Source organism: Patescibacteria group bacterium (assembly GCA_041665585.1).
GTDB lineage: Bacteria > Patescibacteriota > Gracilibacteria > JAHISY01 > JAHISY01 > JAHISY01.
In genome coordinates, this window is sequence record JBAYIN010000002.1 from 21,527 (window position 1) to 36,684 (window position 15,158).

The following is a 15,158-nucleotide window of genomic DNA, read 5'->3' on the forward strand; positions in this document are numbered from 1 at the left end:
TGAAAAAGCAAGTTGTAGAACCTTAACTATTTAGAGCTAGTAGAATCAGTTTATTTTTTGGTGGGGGTATAAGTAATCATTTGTTTGCCTCCATAATAATCATTGACTGCTTTTGCAGCTTGTTCCTTCAAATTTTCAACATCATCTTGTGTAAGATTTTTTTTATTTAGCAAAGCTTCAATCAAAAAACTATTAAGCTTTGACTGAAATTGAAGCTCAATTATAACTTTACCGATATCAATGTCTCCAATTTTAATCATAGAGTTATTTGATAGATTGATTAAGTTGGTTAATTTGTTCTTTTAATTTCATATTTTCATCAATCAAGTTCTTCTGCAAATTTAACAATATCGAGAAAGAATCTTGTCTTTCATTCATTAGCATTTCTATAGTTTTATCAAATTGTTGCTGTTCGCCATTTAGTTCATGAACGAGTGTTGATAAACCAAAAAATTGCGTAATTAAAAAAGCAAGCACAGCACCAACTAAAATCCATAATGCTTTAATGGCATATTCGGACATGATTCCACGAACATACTCGGATACGGGTAATGACCCATCAACCTTAGTCTGTCCGTCGTCATTGATTTTTAAGTCTGCCATAATTTACTTAGTTTTAGATGTCTATCAGACATCCATAATGGTCGGGGTAGCCGGACTTGAACCGACGACCTCACGCACCCCATGCGTGCGCGCTACCAACTGCGCTATACCCCGATTTTAAGTTTTATGATTTCTGAACCTCCGACCTTCCCGATGTCCATCGGGACGCGCTACCAACTGCGAGACAAAGTCTAGCCTTCGGCTCTATACCCCGATTCAATTTTCAATGATTGAATGATTCAATAATTCAATTTGCAATTAATTTTAATTTCGAGTTTTAAGTTTTAAAACAAGATTGAAAAATTTAAAATCGCGCAGCCGATTTTAGCGCAAAAAAACATTTCAAACAGCTCGAACAGCTATTTCCGCTCATCGTAAAAAGACGCGCAATCGCCGGGGAAACGAGCGAGCGTGCGTGCGTGCTTGTTTGCAGAAAAGTGTTTAAAATTTCGGGCAACCAACCATCCTTCACTTTTACTTTATGAACCTTTGGTCAATCGCTCTCACCGTCATCGGGCTCTGCCTTTTTGAGACTATCTCTTCGATTGATAATGCAATCATCAACGCCGAAGTCCTCGGCACGATGCAGCCGAAGTACCGGCGTTGGTTTTTGATCTGGGGAATTTTGTTCGCTGTTTTTGCCATACGCGGTTTGCTGCCTTGGCTGATTATTTGGCTGGCTACTCCCGGACTCGGGCCCTGGGAAGCGGTGACCGCGACTTTCAGCAATGATCCGCGCGTGCTGACGGCAGTCGAATCAGCTGCGCCGATTTTGCTTTCGGGCGGCGGAACATTTTTGGTTTTCCTATTTTTTCACTGGCTATTCCTGGAGGACAAACACTTCGGACTGAAAGGTGAAAAATTCTTTTTCTCGATTGGCATTTGGTTTTACGCCGTGGTTTCGATTCTACTGTCAGCCATCGTCTGGCTCGCACTCCAAGAAACACCGATGATGGCTTTTGGCGCGGTGCTTGGTTCGACGGCTTTTTTCATCACGCACGGCTTCAAGCAAAATGCCGAACAAGCTGAACGCAAAATGCTCACGACCGGACTCTCCGACATTAGTAAAATTTTTTACCTCGAAGTCATCGACGCGACTTTCTCGATCGACGGCGTACTCGGGGCTTTCGCCTTCACGCTCTCGGTGCCACTCATCCTGCTCGGCAACGGTCTCGGTGCGATCGTCGTGCGCCAGCTCACGATTGGCAATATCGACAGAATCAAAAAATATATTTTCGTGAAAAACGGCGCGATGTATTCGATTCTCTTTCTGGGAATAATTATGTTGCTCGATAGTTTCGGCTTCGAGGTTCCGAGCTTCGTTTCTCCGGTCATCACTTTCGGCGTCGTCGGCTTTTTCTTTCTCAAATCGCAGCACGCGCTCAAAGCAAGTGGTGGCAAAATTCCCAGCAAATAATTCAAACTAGCGAGCGCGCTTTTTCCTCCTGAGAAAGAAAGCTCCGAGCGCACAGGCAAGCGGTGCTGCCAGCACGAGTGCCAGCGAGCCGACCAAGGTGCGGACGATTTCTTCGGCGGCAAATTCAGAATTCAGCAGCGCCCAGAGCGGCTGATTGCCATCGACGGCGAAAAGCAAAATGAAGGGCAGTGCGACTCCGACATAGGCGAGCGCGAGCGTATTCACCATCGAGGCGATGTGCTCGCGACCGACGCGCAAACTGCTCCGAAAAATTTCGCGGCGCGAAAGATTCGGATTTGCCTGGATTAATTCATCCGCGGTCGTGATTTCGGCGACCGTAATATCGTCGAGTACGCCGAGCGCACCGAGTAAAATTCCGGCGAGCAAAAGTCCGCGCAAATCGAGCTTGCCGAAAAGTACACCCGACAAATAAAAAGTTTCCTCCGTCCCGGTGCCAAAAAGCGCGGCGAAGTTGGTGAAAAAAACGGCGAAAATTGCCGCGATTCCGAGTGTGAAAATAGTCGCGAAGAAAGCCAGTAACGACCGGAAATTAAATCCGTGCGCCAGAAAAATCGTCACCGCGGCAATCAGCGAGCCGCCGATCAACGCAACCAAGAGGGGAGGATAACCCGCCGCAAGCGCGGGCACGATGCCGAAAATAATCGCACCAATCGAAGCCGCGAGTCCGACGAGCGCAGTGACGCCGCGCCAGCCGCCGACTGCAATCAGAATCACGACGAAGATTGCGAAAATTATCAATAAAGCTGCAAGACGATAATGATCATAAATTTGCCAAGTCATCGTGCCGCCGAGGTCGAATTTACCGAGTACGAATCTCTCGCCGACGATGGGAACTTGATTCGGCGTCGTCGTGAATTCGTCGGTGACCTCGACTGAAATTTCGCGCCCGTCAGTCAGTCGAATCGTCGCATTTTTATCTTGAATTTTCGTGACATCACCGACGGCGAATTCGAGGCTGTCTGGCGACACAGTCGAAGCCGAATCTGTCGAAGTATCCGCCGCCACCGCCATCGCGAAATGCGCTGAAGCAATCAAGAGCGCAAGCGTGAGAATTATTTTTCGCATTTCGCACGAATTTATTTGGTCGGGGTGAGAGGACTTGAACCTCCGACCTCGTCGTCCCGAACGACGCGCGCTAGCCAACTGCGCTACACCCCGATTTTGAGTTTTATGATTTCTGAACCTCTGACCTTCCCGATGTCCATCGGGACGCGCTAGCCAACTGCGAGACAAGGTCTAGCCTTCGGCTCTACACCCCGGTTTTAAATTTTCAATGATTCAATAATCGAATGATTCGGCCGTGAATTTTCAAAAACAGATTCTGCCTCTTTGCCGCCGATTTTTCAATTAAAATTTTCGTAAGCGCAGTAATTCTTTTTGGAAGCTCGCCACATCTTTGAATTCGCGGTAAACCGAAGCGTAGCGAATGTAGGCGACATCGTCGAGCTGTTTCAGCGCTTTCATCACGAGATTGCCGATCTTGCGCGAATCGACTTCTTTTTCGCCGCGCAGCTCCTCTTCGATCGCATTCAAAACCAAATCAACCTGGTCGCGCCGCACCGGGCGCTTCTGGCAGGCGACCCACAAGCTCTTTTCCAATTTTTCGCGGGAAAATGGTTCGCGCGTGCCATCCTTTTTCACGACGATACAATTCGGCGCATCGACGCGCTCGTAAGTCGTGAAACGAAAACCACATTTCTCGCATTCGCGCCTCCGCCGAATCGCGTTGCCACCGTCAGTCTCGCGTGAATCGATCACGCTCGTCTCGGGATTGGCGCATTTTTGGCAAATCATCACGGCGATTTTGCACCAAATGTTGCGGCTTGAAAAGCGCAAACCACAAAATCGGCGATTTTTTTAATCCCAAGCATCAGACAATTTTGGATTTTACGGAATTTTAATTCCGAGTAATTCGAATGCTGCCGGAGTCGCAACGCGCCCGCGCGGCGTGCGCGCGAGTAATCCGAGCTGCAGTAAAAATGGCTCAATCACGGTCTCGATCGTGTCCGCTTCTTCCGAAGCCGCGGCTGCGAGCGTCGAAAGTCCGACCGGACCGCCCGCGAATTTGCGAACCAAAATCTCGAGAATACGGCGATCGTGCGCATCGAGACCCTGCGCATCCACGCCCAAATCGCGAAGTCCTTGCTCGACGACCGCAGAATGAATCACACCGGCGTGGTTGATGTCCGCGAAATCGCGCATCCGCCGCAACAGTCGATTCGCAATTCTTGGCGTCGCACGCGCGCAACCGGCTAATTTTTGGCAAGCCGCCGGCTCGATTTCGACTTGCAGAATTTTGGCAGAACGCGCCAGAATTTTTTCAATTTCGGCATTGTCGTAAAAATCCAAGCGAAAAACCGAACCGAAGCGATCGCGCAGGGGAGCGGACAGACCGGAAAATTTCGTCGTCGCGCCGACCAAAGTGAAACGCGGCACTTCGAGGCGCATCGTTTTCGCGCTCGGACCTTTGCCGAGGACGAGGTCAATCGCGAAATCTTCCATCGCGGAATAGAGTACTTCTTCAACAACTGTCCGCAAACGGTGAATTTCATCAATGAAAAGTAAATCGTTCGGCTGCAAGTTGGTCAGAATCGCCGCGAGATCGCCCGCTTTTTCCAGTGCCGGACCGGAAGTGATGCGCAGATTCACTCCGAGCTCATTCGCGAGCACAGTCGCGAGTGTCGTCTTGCCGAGTCCCGGCGGTCCGTAAAATAAGGTATGTTCGAGCGCTTCGCCGCGCTGCTTCGCTGCCGCGAGAAAGACTTTGAGGTTTTTTTTCAAATCCTTTTGTCCGATGTACTCGTCGAAAGTCTGCGGACGCAGCGTCGCGTCCAATTTCGAAAACTCGTCCGAGGTCGCTTTCGGCTCGACCGGACTTTTCTTTTTTTCGGATTTCGCAATTTTTTGATTTCTTTCAATCATCGCCAAATTTTCAATTTTAAATCTTAAATTTTAAATTGTTTGGTGCGCCCGGGAAGATTTGAACTTCCGACCTTTACCTTAGAAGGGTACTGCTCTATCCAGCTGAGCTACGGGCGCGAATTGAAGTCATTTTAGCGGAAGACAGAAAAGTTGCCGCAAGACCGCCATTGGCGGATATAGACCCGAGTTACGAAACCAATTCAGACTTGGGTTGCGAAAAATTTTCGAATTACAAATTCGAACCAGCACAAGACTTAACAACCCTCCGAACCAAATGACCCAATGACCTGACATTTGTCAGACAGGAATTAAAAAGTTAAAATCAACTCGCAATTTTCTCAAACAGTTGCTGAAGATTCCAGATTTATTTTGAAAAATGAAAACTGAAACGAGGTGGAAAACTTCTGAAAAATCGCTGAAAAAACTTGTTCTCACGAAAATAGAGACTCGAAAAAGTTCTCAAATCGTCGGGCATTTTTCGCGATAAAACTGTTTGGGGCTATTATTTAACCCCAATGCAATGGATCCCACAATTTTATTTGTCATCGTCGGCCTAGTCGTCGGCGGAGCTGGTGGTTTTTTCGCAGCTGCGACTAAGTTCAAAAAAGACGCGGAAGACTCAGCCAAAAAAGCTGCCAAGCTAATTCTGGAGGCGGAAACGCACGCTCGGGAAATCGAGAAACACGCCCGGGAAATCGAGAAGCGTTCCCATGCTGCGGCTGAGGAATCGAAACAAGAGGCGGAAAAAAATCACGCCAAGGCGGAAAAAATTCTTACCGAAGCCAAAACGGAGGAGAAGGAAATCAAAGCCAAAATCGAGGCGAGTGAAAAAAGACTCGTCGAAAAAGAAAATCACCTCGATGTCAAAATTGAGAATCTCGAAAAGCAAAAAATCACGCTCACTGAGCGCGAAAAAGAAATCGAGGACTTGAAAATCGAGACGGAAAAAATCCGTGAGGAGGAGAAAACGAAACTCGAGCAAGTCGCGAAACTTTCGAAAGAAGAAGCCAAACAGCAGCTACTCGCCAAAATCGAGAAGGATTCGGAGGAGGAGCTCGTGAAAAAAATCCAAGAAGGCGAAGCGAAAGCGAAGCTCGAGGCTGATAAGAAAGCGAACAAAATCATCGCGCAGGCGATTCAGAGATTGGCGCAGGAAGCCACGAGCGAATCAACCGTCACACTCGTCCCGCTCGCCGACGACAGCCTGAAAGGTCGCATCATCGGTCGTGAGGGAAGAAATATCACCGCTTTCGAAATGGCGACCGGCGTCGATGTCATCGTCGATGACACGCCCGGCGCAGTTCTCATTTCGGGTTTCGATCTGCTCCGCCGCTATGTCGCGAAGACTGCACTTGAGAAATTGATTGCTGACGGTCGCATCCACCCGGCAAGAATTGAAGAAACTGTGAAGAAGGCTGAAGAAGATGCGCAAAAATTGATGCAAGAATGGGGCGAGCAGCTCGTCGTCGAGACCGGCGTCGTCGGCCTCCCGCCGAATCTGATGAAGCTCATCGGACGACTGCGTTTCCGCACGAGTTATGGTCAGAATGTTTTGAAGCATTCCGCCGAAACAGCCTGGCTCGGCGCAGCCATCGCGAGTGAACTCGGCGCGGATGTGAAAATGGTCAAAACAGCGTGCTTGCTGCACGACATCGGCAAAGCCGTCGACCACGAAATCGAAGGTCCGCACGCGCTAATCGGCGCGAATATTTTGCGGAAATTCAAAATCCCCGAAGAAATCGTCCACGCCGTCGAAGCGCATCACGAGGATGTGCCGATCGAATCCATGACTGACATCATCGTGCAAGTCGCCGATGCGATCTCAGCCAGTCGTCCGGGCGCACGCCGCGAAAGTCTCGACGCCTATATCAAACGCCTCGAGGAACTCGAGAATATCTCGAAGAGTTTCGCCGGAGTCGAGAATGCCTACGCGATTCAAGCTGGTCGCGAAGTACGCGTCATCGTGAAGCCGCAGGAAATTGACGACCTCGCCGCGCACAAATTAGCGAAAGAGATTTCGAGCAAGATTGAGAAAGAAATGACTTATCCGGGTCAGATCAAAGTGAATGTGATTCGCGAAACACGCGCGGAGGAACTCGCGAAATAATCGTTCTAATTGTTCAATCGCTGCGCTTGTTCTACTTGTTCTAAATGTTGAAATTGAGCGGTCGAACATCTAGAACAATTAAATTAACGCATCCAAATGCTACCAATTTTTCTCGCCACCGGAATCGCTTTCCTCGCTTTCCTCGGCGGCGGACTGCTCTCGCACCGCTTTGCGCATTTCATCGCGCGCCATTCCGGACCAGTCATCGCTTTCGCGAGCGGCGCCATGCTCGCGATCACCTTTTTCCATGTTTTGCCGGAAGCCATCGCGACTGCCGGTCAGCCCGCCTGGACTCTTGTCTTAGCCGGAATTCTGTTTTTCTTCACGCTCGAACATTTTTTTTATTTACATGGCTGCCCCGAACACAGTCATCCGGGCGAATGTGAAAACCACGCCATCGGACCGCTCGCTGCCATCGGCATCGGCGTGCACTCTTTTTTCGACGGTGTTCTGATTGTCTTCGCTTTCCTGACGAATCCTGTCCTCGGCTGGCTCACAGCAATCGGCATCGTCCTGCATAAATTGCCTGCTGGCGCGATTTTGCATGCGCTGATTTGTCACAAAAAAGACCGCAAAAGTTTGTGGTGGATTTTCGCCGTCGCGGCGACCACACCCTGCGCCGCTCTCCTGACACCCGTGCTGAGAACTTTTTCCGAGCAGCAGATTGGTTATGGCTTGGCTTTCTCCGCCGGGACTTTGCTCTACATCACGCTTTCCGACCTGCTGCCTGAGACGCATCACACGAAAAATAAATTGAATCTTGTTTTTCTCGTAATCGGTATCGCGCTGATTTTCAGCTTCGGCCATTTTTTCCCGGTCGAGTAAGAACAATGTTCGCGTAATCCTGCATTTGTCGGTAAAATCTCGCGGATGAAAATCGGGATTGACGCTCGGATGTATTCGAGTGGTTTCACCGGCATCGGTCGTTACACTTTCGAATTGATTCGCGGACTCGCGCGGCTCGATGCGAAGAATGAATTCGTCGTGTTTTTGAATCCCCAGGAATTCGAGAATTTCGTCGCACCGGCGGAGAACTTTCGGGCAGTGCGCGTCGATGCGCCGCATTATTCCACCGACGAGCAAACGAAATTCCTCAAGATTCTGAATTCCGAAGACCTGAATCTGATGCATTTCACGCATTTCAACGCGCCGATTTTGTATCACCGGAAATCAATCGTGACGATTCACGACCTCACGCTTTCGAAATTCCCGGGTAAAAAAATGAATAAGCTCGTCCATCGCCTCGCTTATAATCTCGTCCTGCGCCGCGCGACTAGTCACGCGAGCAAAATCATCGCCGTGTCGCAGAACACGAAAAAGGACTTGATGGAGCTCTTGAAAATCAATTCGGACAAAATCGAAGTCGTGTGGAATGGTGTCGGTCGCGAGTTCGTGCCGTCTTTTCCGACTGAGCTTTCGCGTCGCCAACTCGAACAAAAATTCGGCATTCGGAAAAATTACCTGCTCTATGTCGGCGTCTGGCGCGACCACAAAAATATCTTGGGAATGCTCGAAGCGATGGCGCAAGTCGTCGCACGACAAAAAGATTTCGATGGCGAAATCGTGATTACCGGTCGTCCGAATAAATTTTACGCGCCAGAGATTTTTGCCAAAGTCCGTGATCTCGGTCTCGAAGACCATTTCGTTTTCACCGATTTGGTGGATGACCGAGATTTGTTGCAGCTTTATCAAAACGCGCGCGTCTTTGTCTTCCCGAGCTTTTACGAAGGCTTCGGTCTGCCGCCGCTCGAAGCGATGGCGTGCGGAGTTCCAGTCGTCGCCAGCAATGCCAGCTCGATTCCAGAAATTTGCGGCGACGGCAACGCGCTCTTTTTCGATCCGAAAAACAGTGAAGAAATGGCAGACAAAATGTGGGAAGCCTGGTCGAATGAAGCGACGCGAAAAAGATTACGCGAGCGGGGACTGCGCCGCATCGCTGATTTCTCGTGGCGCAAGATGAGCGAAGCAACCTACGAAATTTACCGCGAAGTTTTGGGGATTTGATTTATGATTTTGATCTATGGTCTTCATACATTTTGATAACCTGATCTCGTATCGCAGTAATCAACTCTATCTTCTCTGGAAGAGAGTTAGACTTGAAAGCTGTGTCAATTTTACTTTGCCAACCCCTTATCGTGCCTTCAGTATTAGGATCACATCCTCTTATATCGGCTGCCAAAGCAAAAAGAGTATTGCCTAATGGCCCCACAACTTTACTATCTAATTGATTCTTAGCTGTGGACAAAACTTCTTCTGTGAGTTTACCAGCCATTTCTGCTCTGGATAAAGAGCGCACAATACCGTGAAATGGTTCACCTAAGGCGTCAAAACCAAAAGGATGATGACCTAATGGTCTTTCAGATAATCCTGCTGACAATTCAACAAATGATTTTTCTGTTGGATTTGGATTAGGCATGATTTTAAGGGTTAAAAAAATAAGGCTAAATTTTCTCTCAATATTTTCGGCTTGTCAAAAGTTTTCTGCTAAAATCTCCGCCGGTGCAAAAAACCGCGTTAATTTCCGTTTCTGACAAAACTGGTCTCGCCGAATTCGCGCGCGGACTGGTGAAACTGAATTTCACGATTCTCTCGACTGGCGGCTCGTTTGATTTTCTGAGGAAAAATAAGGTCTCCGCGACACGCGTCGAAGATTTGACCGGCTTTCCAGAAATCCTCGGCGGACGCGTCAAAACTTTGCATCCCAAAGTTTTCGGCGGAATTTTGGCGCGCGCGACGAAAAGTGATGCTGCCGAACTCGCGAAATTCGGCATTCCGAAGATCGACTTGGTTTGCGTCAATCTTTATCCTTTCGCCAAAACGATTGCGCAAAAAAATGTGAAATTCGCCGATGCCATCGAGGAAATCGACATCGGCGGTGTGAGCTTATTGCGTGCTGCCGCGAAAAATTTCGAGTCGGTCGTTGTCGTCGCGAATCCTGAGCAATATTCTGAGATTCTTGAGAATTTGAAAAAGGGTATCTCAAAAACCGAACGCCAAAAGTTGGCAGCGGAAACTTTCGCGCTGACGCAAAAATACGACGCACTGATTGCGAATTTCCTCGGCGCAGAAAATGAACTGCCTGTTTTCGAATTTCAAAAAAATCTACGCTACGGCGAAAATCCCCACCAAACCGCCGCACTTTTTCACGAAGTCGGAAACACGAAGAGCTGTATCGCGAATGCGGAAGTCCTCGGTGGCAAGGAATTGAGTTTCAATAATTTGATGGACGCGGATTTCGCGATTCGCATTCCATTTGAATTCGCGAAGCCGACGGCTGCCATCATCAAACACGCCAATCCTTGCGGCGTCGCGAGTGACGCGACGATTTCCGGCGCGTTGGATAAAGCTTTGAACGCCGACAAAAAATCGCCTTTCGGTGGAATCATCGCGCTGAATCGTCCGGTCGATAAAAAATGCGCGGAAATCATTCAGCCGCTTTTCATGGAAGTCATCATCGCGCCGAGCTTCGAAAAAAGTGCGCTCGCGATTTTGCAGAAAAAGAAAAACTTGCGCCTGCTGGCAATCGGTAAATTTGAAAATAATCCGGACGAATTGGATTTCAAAAAAATTGGCGGGGGAGTCTTGGTCCAGAAACGCGACACCCGTGTCGTCACGGAACAAGATTTGAAAGTCGTGACGAAAAAACCACCAACAAAAGCGCAAATTCGCGATCTCATCTTCGCCGCGAAAGTCTGCAAACACGCGAAATCCAACGCCATCGTCATCGCGAAGGATGAAGTCGCCGTCGGTATCGGCGCGGGACAAACCGCGCGTGTCGATGCCGTCGAAATCGCCCTCGCGAAAGCAGGCACACGCGCCAGCGGAGCGGTGCTCGCGAGCGATGCGTTTTTCCCGTTTGACGATTCGGTGACAGTCGCAGCGCATGCCGGCATCGCCGCGATCATTCAGCCGGGCGGTTCGATTCGTGATGGAGACTCGATTGTCGCCGCCGACCGTGCGAATGTCGCGATGGTGACTTCAGGTGTGCGCGGATTCAAACACTGAGTAATTTTAGATTTCAAATTTAAAATTGAAGATTTTATTTTTTAAAAAATAAATCAAAAATCGACAATCTGAAATCTAAAATTATTTTCAATTTGCACGGCACGCATTTTTCATTTACACTCGCTCCTCGGATGACGACTGCAAACTTACTTGCGGAGCTGAAAAAGACGCGCAAAGCGAAAAATCTTTCCAATTTAGACCTCATTTCAGTCGAAAATATCACGCTCGATGACCTCGAGCTGATTTTGGCTGTCGCGCGAGTTTTCAAGAAATTCATCACGGATGGCGCGAAAAAATGCGATCTCTTGAAAGGTAAGACCATCGTTAATTTTTTCAACGAGAATTCTACGCGCACACGCAGCTCCTTCGAGCTCGCCGGCAAACACCTCGGCGCAGATGTCATCAATCTCGCCGGCTCAGCTTCGAGCGGCAAAAAAGGCGAGACACTGGGGGATTCCGCGCGCACGCTCGACGCGCTCAATGCTGATATTTTAATCATCCGCGATGCGAATTCTGGTGCCGCCTTCCAGCTCGCGAGTCTCGTCCGCGCTTCCATCGTGAATGCTGGCGACGGCTGGCACGAGCATCCGACTCAGGCTTTGCTCGAGCTTCTAACCTTGCGCGAGAAATTTGGGAATAAAAAACTGACTTACCTTTTCGTCGGCGACGCTTTGCATTCGCGCGTTTTCGGCAGCCAAGTGCGACTTTATCAGAAACTCGGCTTCGAAATCCGCCTCGCCGCACCGCAGACTTTGATTCCGAAAGGTGTCGAAAATTGGGGCGTGAAAGTTTTTTATAAAATCGAAGACGCTCTACCGGGCTGCGATGCGATTCACGCGATTCGCCTGCAAACGGAAAGAGCCGCAGGGAAATTCGTCGCCACCGGTCGCGAATATTCGAAAAATTATTGCCTGAATTTGCCACGGGTCGCGCTCGCGAAAAAAGACGCCGCGATTCTCCATGCCGGTCCGGTCATCCGTGAATTCGATTTACGCACCGAAGTTTTGGAATCGCCGAATTGTCTCGTCCAACAAATGGTCGAAAATGGTCTGCCGATCCGCATGGCAGTCGAGTGGCTACTCGCGACGAATCCGAAAAAGAAAGTAAATCCCTGGAAATGAAAACAATTCTGATCCAGAACGGCCAAGTCGTGAATCCGGCGAACAAGAGAAATCCTGTGCGCGTCGCTGATATTTTCATCCGCGACGGCAAAATTGCCAAAATCAAAGCGAATCTCGACCGACCGGGTGCGGATATCGTCCTAAATGCGAAAGGCAAATTGGTGACCGCCGGACTCGTCGACATGCATGTCCACCTGCGCGAGCCCGGACGCGAAGACAAGGAAACCATCGCGACGGCGAGCCGCGCCGCGGCACTCGGCGGAATCACGACGATTCTCGGCATGCCGAATACGAATCCGACCATCGACAATCAGACGACGGTGAAATTCGTACTCGAGAAAGGTCGCGAGGCGGGGATCGTGAATGTCCTCACCGCTGGATCTTTGACGAAAAAAATGGAAGGACACGAGCTCGCCGAGATTTGGGAAATGCGCGAAGCAGGCGCGTCGATGATTATCGACGATTGCGCCGAGACGAGCGGCATGGGACTGAGGAAATTGGCGCTGGAATATTGCCAAACTTTCGGTATGCCGATTCTGACGCATCCCGAAGATGCCGACCTCAAAGACGGCGCTGTCATGAATGAAGGCTGGATGGCGACGCAGCTCGGTTTGCCGGGTTCGCCGACTGCGACTGAGGCTTTGGTCGTCGCGCGCACCATCGAGCTTCTGCGCGAAACTCCGACGCCATATCACTTCACCCATGTCTCGACTGGTCGCTCGGTGGAATTAATTCGCGCCGCGAAAAAAGCTGGCTTGCCAATCACCGCCGACACGACCGCGCATCATTTGCTTCTGACTGACGCGGCTTGTGCCAATTACTGTACCGCCGCGAAAGTCGATCCGCCACTGCGCAGCGAAGCCGACCGCCAGCAATTAATCGCCGGAATCCTGGACGGCACGCTCGACGCGCTGATTTCGGATCACGCGCCGCATCTCTTGGTTGAGAAATTCGTACCTTTCGCCGAAGCTGCCGTCGGCATCACCGGACTCGAGACACTCTTCGCGCTGGCGTTTTCGGAATTGGTGAAAAAACACAAAATGCCGCTCGAAGATTTCTTCGCGAAATTAACTCTCAATCCAGCCAAAATTATTCGCTCTGATCGCGGACGAATCGAAGAAGGCGCGATTGCCGATCTCTCGATTTTCGATCCGAATATGGAATGGACCATCGACAAAAATAAGTTCGCGTCCAAAGGACGCAACACGCCATTTCACGGCCGCAAAGTTTTTGGCAAGGCGACCGATGTCTTGGTCGGCGGCGCACTGATGGTGCGCAAAGGTGAGCTGCAAAAATGATTGAGTCGCTTGCGTTTTTCGCAATCGCTTTTTGCGGCGGTCTCGTCGCCGTCCCGGTCGGCGGCACTTTTTTGTTTGTCGTGCCGAGCTTTTTATTCCTCGGATTGAATGGACTCGAGACACTCCTGCTCTCCCGCATTTACGCGCTCGCGGCAGCCGCGAGTGGTAGCTCGTATTTTTTGAAAAATCACCGGACTGAATTTGATTGGCGTACTATCGCCAAATTTTTGGCAGGCAATATCCTCGGCTACGCGCTCGCTGCCAAAATCGCGACTTCGCTCGATGTCGGATTTTTGACGAAAATCATACCCTTCGTCTTGCTCGCTGGCGCAGTGCTTCTACTGAAAGATTGGAAAATCGAAAAACTCCACCACCGAAAAATTTTCCAGAGAATCCTGCCCACAATCGGATTTCTGTTCGGACTTTACGGCGGACTCGGCGGCGCGACCAGCAATATGATTATTTTGGTTTTGACGCTCGCGCTCAATTTCAGTCTGCACCGCGCCATCGTCAATACGCGCCTGATCGAAGTCGTCGGCGGCGTTGTCGTCGTCGCGAGCTACTTATTTTTCGGCGCGAAATTCACAGGCTTCGAGCTTCCGGTCATCGCGGGCGCAGTACTCGGGGGATTGCTCGGCGCACACTTAACTTTCAAAACAAAACCAACCTGGCTCAAAAAAGCTTTCTTAATCTTGGTTGTACTCGCTGCGATTAAGACGCTATTCTTCTAGCGCAAAGCTCGAAACTAATTCGAGTTTGAGCTGTGAAAAATTTTAATTTTTATCCGTCCCGTTTTTAACCTATTTTTAAACCCGGAATTAATTCCGGAGTTAGGAGTGCTGGCGGTAGAGTAATGAACGACTCAACAACCCTCCGAACCTAGTGACCAATGACCCCCGAACCCAAAGACTGAAAGACTGAATGACTCAACCACTTAATGACTATGTTCCAGCTAGGCTTTCTGCTCGATTTCAGTCTCGAGGCGACCTTTCTCTTTCTCGACTTTTTTCGCAGCTACTTTCAAATCACTCGGCGCTCTCTTCGCATCATCTTTGCGCGGGGGGCGACGGCGACCGACTTTTTCGGAACCTTTTTGCGCCGCTTGGCGTTTCTTCTTCTCGTCGTCTTTTTGTCTTTTTAATTCAGCGGTGAATTTCTTGGCAGCCTCAGTTAATTTCAATTCACTCAAAATACGCAGCATCGCTTGACCGAGTACGACGCGATTCGTCGTGCCGAAACTTTTGGAAAGCACATTTTTGACGCCGGCTAATTCGAGCATCTTGCGCACAGCCGAGCCAGCGATGAGACCGGTTCCTGGAGCCGCCGGGATGATCAGGACACGCGCCGCTTTGTATTTCAATTTGGCAGCGTGCGGAATCGTATCATTCACAATCGGCACTGTAATCAAATTTTTCTTCGCATCAGACGCTGCTTTGCGCGCGGCGATTTGGACATCGGCGCCTTTTCCGAGACCGATGCCGACACGACCAGCGCGATCACCGATGATGACTGTCGCGCGAAAACGCATGCGGCGACCACCCTTCACGACGCGTGTGACACGATCGAGCTGCAACATGTATTCCTCGAATTCTTTTTCTTCGCGCGGACCATGACTGCGGCGTTTGCGTTTGTCATTAGGAGTGTTCATTGAGAGTTGATAGTTA

At 49.8% G+C, this 15,158-nt stretch carries 15 protein-coding genes and 3 tRNA genes; 8 read left to right on the forward strand and 10 right to left on the reverse strand.

Annotated features, from left to right (window positions below; all coding sequences use genetic code 11):
• Positions 1-50: 50 nt before the first annotated feature.
• From WCV72_01345 to WCV72_01355, 3 genes are all read right to left on the reverse strand, one after another.
• Positions 51-260, reverse strand: a complete 210-nt coding sequence (locus WCV72_01345; protein MFA6458019.1) for a hypothetical protein — start codon at positions 258-260, stop codon at positions 51-53.
• Positions 261-264: 4 nt separating this feature from the next.
• The gene (locus WCV72_01350; GenBank protein MFA6458020.1) at positions 265-603 is read right to left on the reverse strand and encodes a hypothetical protein; all 339 of its coding nucleotides are present in this window, start codon (positions 601-603) and stop codon (positions 265-267) included.
• Between the two features lie 38 nt (positions 604-641).
• A tRNA-Pro gene (locus WCV72_01355) sits at positions 642-717 on the reverse strand.
• Positions 718-1,084: 367 nt separating this feature from the next.
• Here WCV72_01355 and WCV72_01360 point away from each other — a divergent pair.
• Positions 1,085-2,020: a DUF475 domain-containing protein gene (locus tag WCV72_01360; protein MFA6458021.1), complete on the forward strand. Its 936-nt coding sequence runs from the start codon at positions 1,085-1,087 to the stop codon at positions 2,018-2,020.
• A gap of 6 nt (positions 2,021-2,026) precedes the next feature.
• Here the strand turns inward: WCV72_01360 and WCV72_01365 are convergent, their stop codons facing one another.
• The 5 genes from WCV72_01365 to WCV72_01385 form a co-directional block, all read right to left on the reverse strand.
• Positions 2,027-3,106, reverse strand: coding sequence for a YibE/F family protein (locus tag WCV72_01365; GenBank protein MFA6458022.1), 1,080 nt, complete (start codon positions 3,104-3,106; stop codon positions 2,027-2,029).
• A gap of 16 nt (positions 3,107-3,122) precedes the next feature.
• Positions 3,123-3,199: transfer RNA gene (locus WCV72_01370), tRNA-Pro, on the reverse strand.
• Positions 3,200-3,388: 189 nt separating this feature from the next.
• Entirely contained in the window at positions 3,389-3,835 is a 447-nt protein-coding gene (gene nrdR, locus WCV72_01375) for a transcriptional regulator NrdR (GenBank protein MFA6458023.1), read from the reverse strand.
• A 93-nt stretch (positions 3,836-3,928) separates the two neighbouring features.
• On the reverse strand, positions 3,929-4,963 hold the full coding sequence (gene ruvB, locus WCV72_01380) for a Holliday junction branch migration DNA helicase RuvB (GenBank protein ID MFA6458024.1): 1,035 nt from the start codon (positions 4,961-4,963) through the stop codon (positions 3,929-3,931).
• Positions 4,964-5,003: 40 nt separating this feature from the next.
• Positions 5,004-5,080: transfer RNA gene (locus WCV72_01385), tRNA-Arg, on the reverse strand.
• 403 nt (positions 5,081-5,483) lie between these two features.
• Between WCV72_01385 and rny the strand changes: the two genes are divergently transcribed.
• From rny to WCV72_01400, 3 genes are all read left to right on the forward strand, one after another.
• Positions 5,484-7,070, forward strand: a complete 1,587-nt coding sequence (gene rny / locus WCV72_01390; GenBank protein ID MFA6458025.1) for a ribonuclease Y — start codon at positions 5,484-5,486, stop codon at positions 7,068-7,070.
• Positions 7,071-7,166: 96 nt separating this feature from the next.
• Entirely contained in the window at positions 7,167-7,895 is a 729-nt protein-coding gene (locus tag WCV72_01395) for a ZIP family metal transporter (protein MFA6458026.1), read from the forward strand.
• A 45-nt stretch (positions 7,896-7,940) separates the two neighbouring features.
• Positions 7,941-9,074, forward strand: coding sequence for a glycosyltransferase family 1 protein (locus tag WCV72_01400; protein MFA6458027.1), 1,134 nt, complete (start codon positions 7,941-7,943; stop codon positions 9,072-9,074).
• A gap of 1 nt (position 9,075) precedes the next feature.
• On the opposite strand, the gene WCV72_01405 is transcribed toward WCV72_01400, so the two are convergent.
• On the reverse strand, positions 9,076-9,486 hold the full coding sequence (locus tag WCV72_01405) for a hypothetical protein (GenBank protein ID MFA6458028.1): 411 nt from the start codon (positions 9,484-9,486) through the stop codon (positions 9,076-9,078).
• Between the two features lie 83 nt (positions 9,487-9,569).
• On the opposite strand from WCV72_01405, the gene purH reads away from it, so the two are divergent.
• The 4 genes from purH to WCV72_01425 all read left to right on the forward strand — a co-directional run bounded on the left by purH (position 9,570) and on the right by WCV72_01425 (position 14,225).
• A complete protein-coding gene (gene purH / locus WCV72_01410) occupies positions 9,570-11,075 on the forward strand; it encodes a bifunctional phosphoribosylaminoimidazolecarboxamide formyltransferase/IMP cyclohydrolase (GenBank protein MFA6458029.1) in 1,506 nt (501 codons plus the stop codon).
• Between the two features lie 131 nt (positions 11,076-11,206).
• The gene (locus WCV72_01415) at positions 11,207-12,196 is read left to right on the forward strand and encodes an aspartate carbamoyltransferase catalytic subunit (protein MFA6458030.1); all 990 of its coding nucleotides are present in this window, start codon (positions 11,207-11,209) and stop codon (positions 12,194-12,196) included.
• A complete protein-coding gene (locus WCV72_01420; protein MFA6458031.1) occupies positions 12,193-13,494 on the forward strand; it encodes a dihydroorotase in 1,302 nt (433 codons plus the stop codon). Before WCV72_01415 ends, WCV72_01420 begins: the two co-directional genes overlap by 4 nt.
• Positions 13,491-14,225, forward strand: coding sequence for a sulfite exporter TauE/SafE family protein (locus WCV72_01425; GenBank protein ID MFA6458032.1), 735 nt, complete (start codon positions 13,491-13,493; stop codon positions 14,223-14,225). Before WCV72_01420 ends, WCV72_01425 begins: the two co-directional genes overlap by 4 nt.
• Positions 14,226-14,446: 221 nt before the next feature.
• Here WCV72_01425 and rpsE read toward each other — a convergent pair whose 3' ends face one another.
• Positions 14,447-15,142 (reverse strand): 30S ribosomal protein S5, encoded by a 696-nt coding sequence (gene rpsE / locus WCV72_01430; GenBank protein ID MFA6458033.1) that lies wholly within the window; start codon positions 15,140-15,142, stop codon positions 14,447-14,449.
• Between the last annotated feature and the right edge of the window lie 16 nt (positions 15,143-15,158).